This window comes from Shewanella sp. GD03713 (assembly GCF_029843705.1).
GTDB lineage: Bacteria > Pseudomonadota > Gammaproteobacteria > Enterobacterales > Shewanellaceae > Shewanella.
This window is the reverse complement of the sequence record NZ_JAOCIW010000004.1, coordinates 1-4,224: the sequence shown is the minus strand read 5'-3', so window position 1 is coordinate 4,224 and position 4,224 is coordinate 1. Positions and strand designations below refer to the sequence as shown.

The 4,224-nt window shown below is 45.7% G+C and carries 7 protein-coding genes; 6 read left to right on the top strand and 1 reads right to left on the bottom strand.

All coding sequences use genetic code 11. The features are described 5' to 3' along the window. Window positions 1–46 precede the first annotated feature (46 nt). Both N5E87_RS23490 and N5E87_RS23485 read left to right on the top strand, forming a co-directional pair. A complete protein-coding gene (locus N5E87_RS23490; protein WP_279776114.1) occupies window positions 47–193 on the top strand; it encodes a hypothetical protein in 147 nt (48 codons plus the stop codon). Further along, window positions 193–405, top strand: a complete 213-nt coding sequence (locus N5E87_RS23485; protein ID WP_279776113.1) for a hypothetical protein — start codon at window positions 193–195, stop codon at window positions 403–405. Before N5E87_RS23490 ends, N5E87_RS23485 begins: the two co-directional genes overlap by 1 nt. On the opposite strand, the gene N5E87_RS23480 is transcribed toward N5E87_RS23485, so the two are convergent. Continuing rightward, window positions 406–555, bottom strand: coding sequence for a hypothetical protein (locus N5E87_RS23480; protein ID WP_279776112.1), 150 nt, complete (start codon window positions 553–555; stop codon window positions 406–408). Between the two features lie 463 nt (window positions 556–1,018). Here N5E87_RS23480 and N5E87_RS23475 point away from each other — a divergent pair, with 463 nt between their 5' ends. The 4 genes from N5E87_RS23475 (at window position 1,019) to N5E87_RS23460 (ending at window position 4,189) form a co-directional block, all read left to right on the top strand. Further along, window positions 1,019–1,240, top strand: a complete 222-nt coding sequence (locus tag N5E87_RS23475; protein WP_279776111.1) for a hypothetical protein — start codon at window positions 1,019–1,021, stop codon at window positions 1,238–1,240. Further along, window positions 1,233–2,114 carry a site-specific integrase gene (locus N5E87_RS23470; protein WP_279776110.1) on the top strand — a complete coding sequence of 294 codons (882 nt, stop codon included), beginning with the start codon at window positions 1,233–1,235 and terminating at the stop codon, window positions 2,112–2,114. The genes N5E87_RS23475 and N5E87_RS23470 overlap by 8 nt, the downstream gene beginning before the upstream one ends. A 1,558-nt stretch (window positions 2,115–3,672) precedes the next feature. After that, complete coding sequence (locus tag N5E87_RS23465; RefSeq protein WP_220777758.1) at window positions 3,673–3,915, top strand: type II toxin-antitoxin system RelB/DinJ family antitoxin; 243 nt, start codon at window positions 3,673–3,675, stop codon at window positions 3,913–3,915. Continuing rightward, the gene (locus N5E87_RS23460) at window positions 3,905–4,189 is read left to right on the top strand and encodes a type II toxin-antitoxin system RelE/ParE family toxin (RefSeq protein WP_220777757.1); all 285 of its coding nucleotides are present in this window, start codon (window positions 3,905–3,907) and stop codon (window positions 4,187–4,189) included. The genes N5E87_RS23465 and N5E87_RS23460 overlap by 11 nt, the downstream gene beginning before the upstream one ends. Window positions 4,190–4,224 lie beyond the last annotated feature (35 nt).

Here is a 4,224-nt window from a genome sequence, read left to right as displayed (position 1 = left end):
TTTATTCATCCAAGTCTCACACGTGAGACAGAATAGGGACTAAGAAATGGAACAGTTTTACGTTGGCAGTAATGGTTTGCACTACACCTGGGTTGTAGGTGAGGCTGTAATTCTTGAAGAAGAATCGGGGATGTTCTTTCCCCTTGATGCCGGTACTGAGGCCGCAGTTAAAGAATTTTTGGACTTTCTATAATGACTCTAACACCAGAAGAAGAATCACAAAAAGCAGAACTAAAAGCTGAGCTGCTATCCATGGTGCAACTGAAGCTGGCCGCCGACCATCCTATTGTCCTTGATTGGCTGGAAAGGGCAGTTAATTTTCTCGGCAAGGATCAACTTGAGCCGAATGAACGTTGGGTCTATAACCCTGCAATCGATGAGTTCGAACAAAGGAAAGTACAGTAGCTACTTTGAGCGCTTTCTTTTCGATTTAGCTTTGGTTTGGGGCTCAGCTTTCGGCTTAAGTTCGCCAAGCAGATATACCGAGTAGGCCAGCAACGCAAATGTAGCTGCAATCATTACAGCACCTAAGATTTTAATCGTTTCCGAATCCATCTTGCCCCCTCCGTTGCGACTCAATATTTTAATATTTCAATATCTTAATTTTACCATTTTCTCGGATCTCACTCAATGCTCCCCCCGCGATATACACGGGGGGTTCCGCATGAGGAGCACTCGCTCATCCCCCCGCTACGTTAGAACGATAAATCGCCCTGTACGTAGCGGGGGAACTGGGTTTCAGCCATTCCACGCACAAAAACAAACGGCCATTGCATCGATGATCGGCCATCCCTATAATGAAGCCTCAATCTCCGCATCTCTCGATGCTTCAATAGTTAAATTCCATAACTCCTTTATTTCATCGCGCATAAATCAATACTGCAGCATTGCTGTGTATTTCCTTCCTCATTTTCTTTGCGCAACAGGTGCGAACAGTCCGACCTTAACGTGGGCGAATCGGTGCTTTTGGTAGTGCCGCACTGCTATGCAGTGGGTGTTCTTACAATGGAATTTTCAGATGCATTTCGACCCCAAAGCCGAGTTGATAAAGTTACAAAATCAAACCAAAAGCATTCGTAAACCGAGCTACGTTTCCTCACGTTTAGACCGGTACAAAGCGGAGCTGCTGCTACTTCGAAAAGAAGGGGCATCCATCGCAGAACTGCAGCGCTGGTTACGGGCAAACAGAGTGAAAGTGGCATGGTCAACGGTCTCTCGTTGGACGGCAAAACATGCCTAGGTTTTCATCGCCACAGAAACAAGCGGCATCGGTAATCAAGCAGCTCCAGGGCAACATTTTAAAGTCCGTGAGTACCGCAAATAATTACGAGAAAAGCCTGCTCCAAGTTGCCAAATACATTCAAGAAAACCAGCTTGGCTCACTGCGTAAAATCACTCCTGAAGCCGCGAACATGTATTTAGAACACCGAAGGCAACAGGTAGGGCAGAAAACGCTGGATATGGAGCGTCAGGCGCTTCAATGCATGATGATCCATGTGACCAAGCAGCTAAATCACACTCAAAAACTACCGGTTATAGAATCAGAGTTAGACGAAGCATTAAAGACCCGTTCTTACCCCGCTCACCAAATCAAAATGATCATCGAGGCACAGCTTCCACACAATGCCCTCGCCACCGAGATAGCGGCCGCAGCCGGCTTACGCGCCCACGAGCTCCTCACACTGCAACCCGTTCACCAGAAAGCAGCAGATCTAAGGCCAAGTTTGGGTACCAAATGGCACGGATTAAATGGTGATCGGTTCACCGTAACCGGTAAAGGCGGATTAACTCGAGAAGTCGTCATTCCCACGCATTTAAGCGAGCAATTACAAGCACGAAAGCTAACTCACCCCATTCAGAAAATAGATCGAGGGATCTACTACGTGCAGCATTACGACATTGCCGGTGGCTTGAACTGGTCAAGCTCCTTTTCCTCAGCATCCAAACGGATGTTGGGCTGGTCAAATGGCGCCCACGGCCTGAGACATTCATACGCTCAGAGCAGAATGGATATGCTTCAAAGATTAGGGTTATCGAGAGCGTTAGCTTTGGAAACGGTTAGCCAAGAAATGGGGCATTTTAGACCGGAAATAACAAAGGTTTATCTGAGGTGATTTAGGTGCAAAATAACACCATATAACACCATATAACACTTTGATCCCACCTTATGTGGGATCAAAGATTGCTTCGTTTGTGCAAATGAGATTAAATAAAACTCACTTATCTGATAGTAAATAAGTTATCAGTTAAGTGATTTTAAGGGGTTCGGAATGGCCGTTCTTCACCCCTTGAAAACCAATATTTATTTATGTTTAAACGGTAATTTAAGTAACCGTATGAGGACAATGACACCACTCAACAAGTTTGTCATAGCTCTCAACAGTTCAACTATTTCACTAATGAAATTACTGATGTAATTCATGTGAACTCCTGTTGTTTGTGCCTAACACACGTTAGGCGCAGACAACGCACCCAACCCCAGAACAACGTTAACCCCGCTGCTCTTTTACTACATAGTAAATATCAATACAGACCAATTAAAAATAACATCGGTTGTTGAAATTGAAGCCACAACACCACGAATGCATGTATGCACTTACAGTGTTACAAGCAAAGCCTAACACAGCTCTTTTCTCTCTTAAATAGAAATGCTGAAGGGTTTTTTCCCTAGGAAATTTGAAGATAAACAAGGGGAAAATCTCCCCCGAACCCCCTCTGAAAAGAAAAGAGCATAGCGCTATTGTCCACAGGGTCCACACGGCCGCGCGCCGCCCTCCCTTGTCCTCCGGACGGTCGGCGCTACGTTGTGTGGACTTGTGGACAAAGCTAGGAGCGATAATGCGGTCGCACAACGTGCTCCGCTGTGCCATTCCGCTACGCGGAACCCCTACCGCGGACTTAAAAAAATTAAGTACAGTATCGGGTTCATTCTACGTTGCGGAGAAGCTTTTTTGAGTGCCATTCCGAGAGTCCTTACGCCCCACTGTTAGCGCCATTGGCGTCCACCGCAGTAGTGGGAAATCAACCGTATTATCATTTGCTCTAATCGCTACCTAGACTCTATGAAGCAGCGTGGCTATTACGTCATTTCGGGTTGATTTGGTTCACTGGCCAGCTTCCGGCTTCCCTTGATAACTGGCGTGATGCGCGTCGTTCCGTACCAAAGCATCTTGATTCCAATACGGAGTGCAGAGAAAACTTCTTGAAGTGCCTTTCTGAATAGCTATAATGAAAGGACTTTGTTGGTTCAAAGTATTCTCGATTAAACCGCCCGGCAAGGCGGTTTTTTCACATCTGGGGTAAGAGATTACTCCCGATCCCCTCCGATCGCAATTCTTTGAAATACCTCCCTAAACTCCTATGCGTCCAATCAGCATTATGTTGAATAGGCATTTTTACCCCTAAAAACACGCTTTAGATCCACTTTAAGGGCTGAAATAGCCTAAATTCGACCTCAAAGATCCATTTAAGCCCTATTTTGGGCTGAAAATTAGCAACGAAAATCCACTTTCCGATCGCTCACTTTTTAAGCTCTTAGCTTTGAGGGCAAAATTAAACTGAAAGCGCTATTTTTCTAAGTTACCAATCTCATTGATGCCTTTAATAAAATCGTTGCCGTTCGCAAAGGATAAGCCTATAGTGTAATTACATATGTAATTACACGAGGTTTCTATGGGCACAATCAACATACGCATCGATGACGAACTCAAAGAGCGTTCTTTTGCTGCATTGGAAAAATTAGGTGTAAGCCCTTCAGAAGCCTTACGCCAGACGCTTGAATATGTCGCGACAAGAGGCGCTTTGCCCTTTAAGCCGGTACTGCTCACAGCAGATGATGAAGCCTTGATTACCTTGGTAAAAGAGCGTTTAGCGACCCCTCGCAAGGGGATCGAGGTTTCGCTCGATGACCTATAAGTTAGAGTTTGATCCCCGCGCCCTAAAGGAATGGAAGAAGCTCGGAGATCCCATCAGGCAGCAGCTAAAAAAGAAATTGGCGGAGATACTGGAGCATCCCCATATCGAAGCAAACAAGCTCAGGGATCTCCCTGACTGTTACAAAATCAAGTTGCGAACATCGGGATATCGCTTGGTATACCAAGTTCAAGATGAACGCATTACCGTGTTTGTCGTGGCCGTTGGCAAACGAGAACGCTTGGCGGTGTATTCAGCGGCAGAGAAACGCCTTTAGTCTACGAGAGTAGACTTCTATTCCTATAGGGCGAG

Excerpts from the sequence above, each read along its gene's own strand:
- N5E87_RS23490 (WP_279776114.1), top strand. The coding sequence starts at position 47 with ATGGAACAGTTTTACGTTGGCAGTAATGGTTTGCACTACACCTGGGTT.
- N5E87_RS23485 (WP_279776113.1), top strand. The coding sequence starts at position 193 with ATGACTCTAACACCAGAAGAAGAATCACAAAAAGCAGAACTAAAAGCT.
- N5E87_RS23480 (WP_279776112.1), bottom strand. The coding sequence starts at position 555 with ATGGATTCGGAAACGATTAAAATCTTAGGTGCTGTAATGATTGCAGCT.
- N5E87_RS23475 (WP_279776111.1), top strand. The coding sequence starts at position 1,019 with ATGCATTTCGACCCCAAAGCCGAGTTGATAAAGTTACAAAATCAAACC.
- N5E87_RS23470 (WP_279776110.1), top strand. The coding sequence starts at position 1,233 with ATGCCTAGGTTTTCATCGCCACAGAAACAAGCGGCATCGGTAATCAAG.
- N5E87_RS23465 (WP_220777758.1), top strand. The coding sequence starts at position 3,673 with ATGGGCACAATCAACATACGCATCGATGACGAACTCAAAGAGCGTTCT.
- N5E87_RS23460 (WP_220777757.1), top strand. The coding sequence starts at position 3,905 with ATGACCTATAAGTTAGAGTTTGATCCCCGCGCCCTAAAGGAATGGAAG.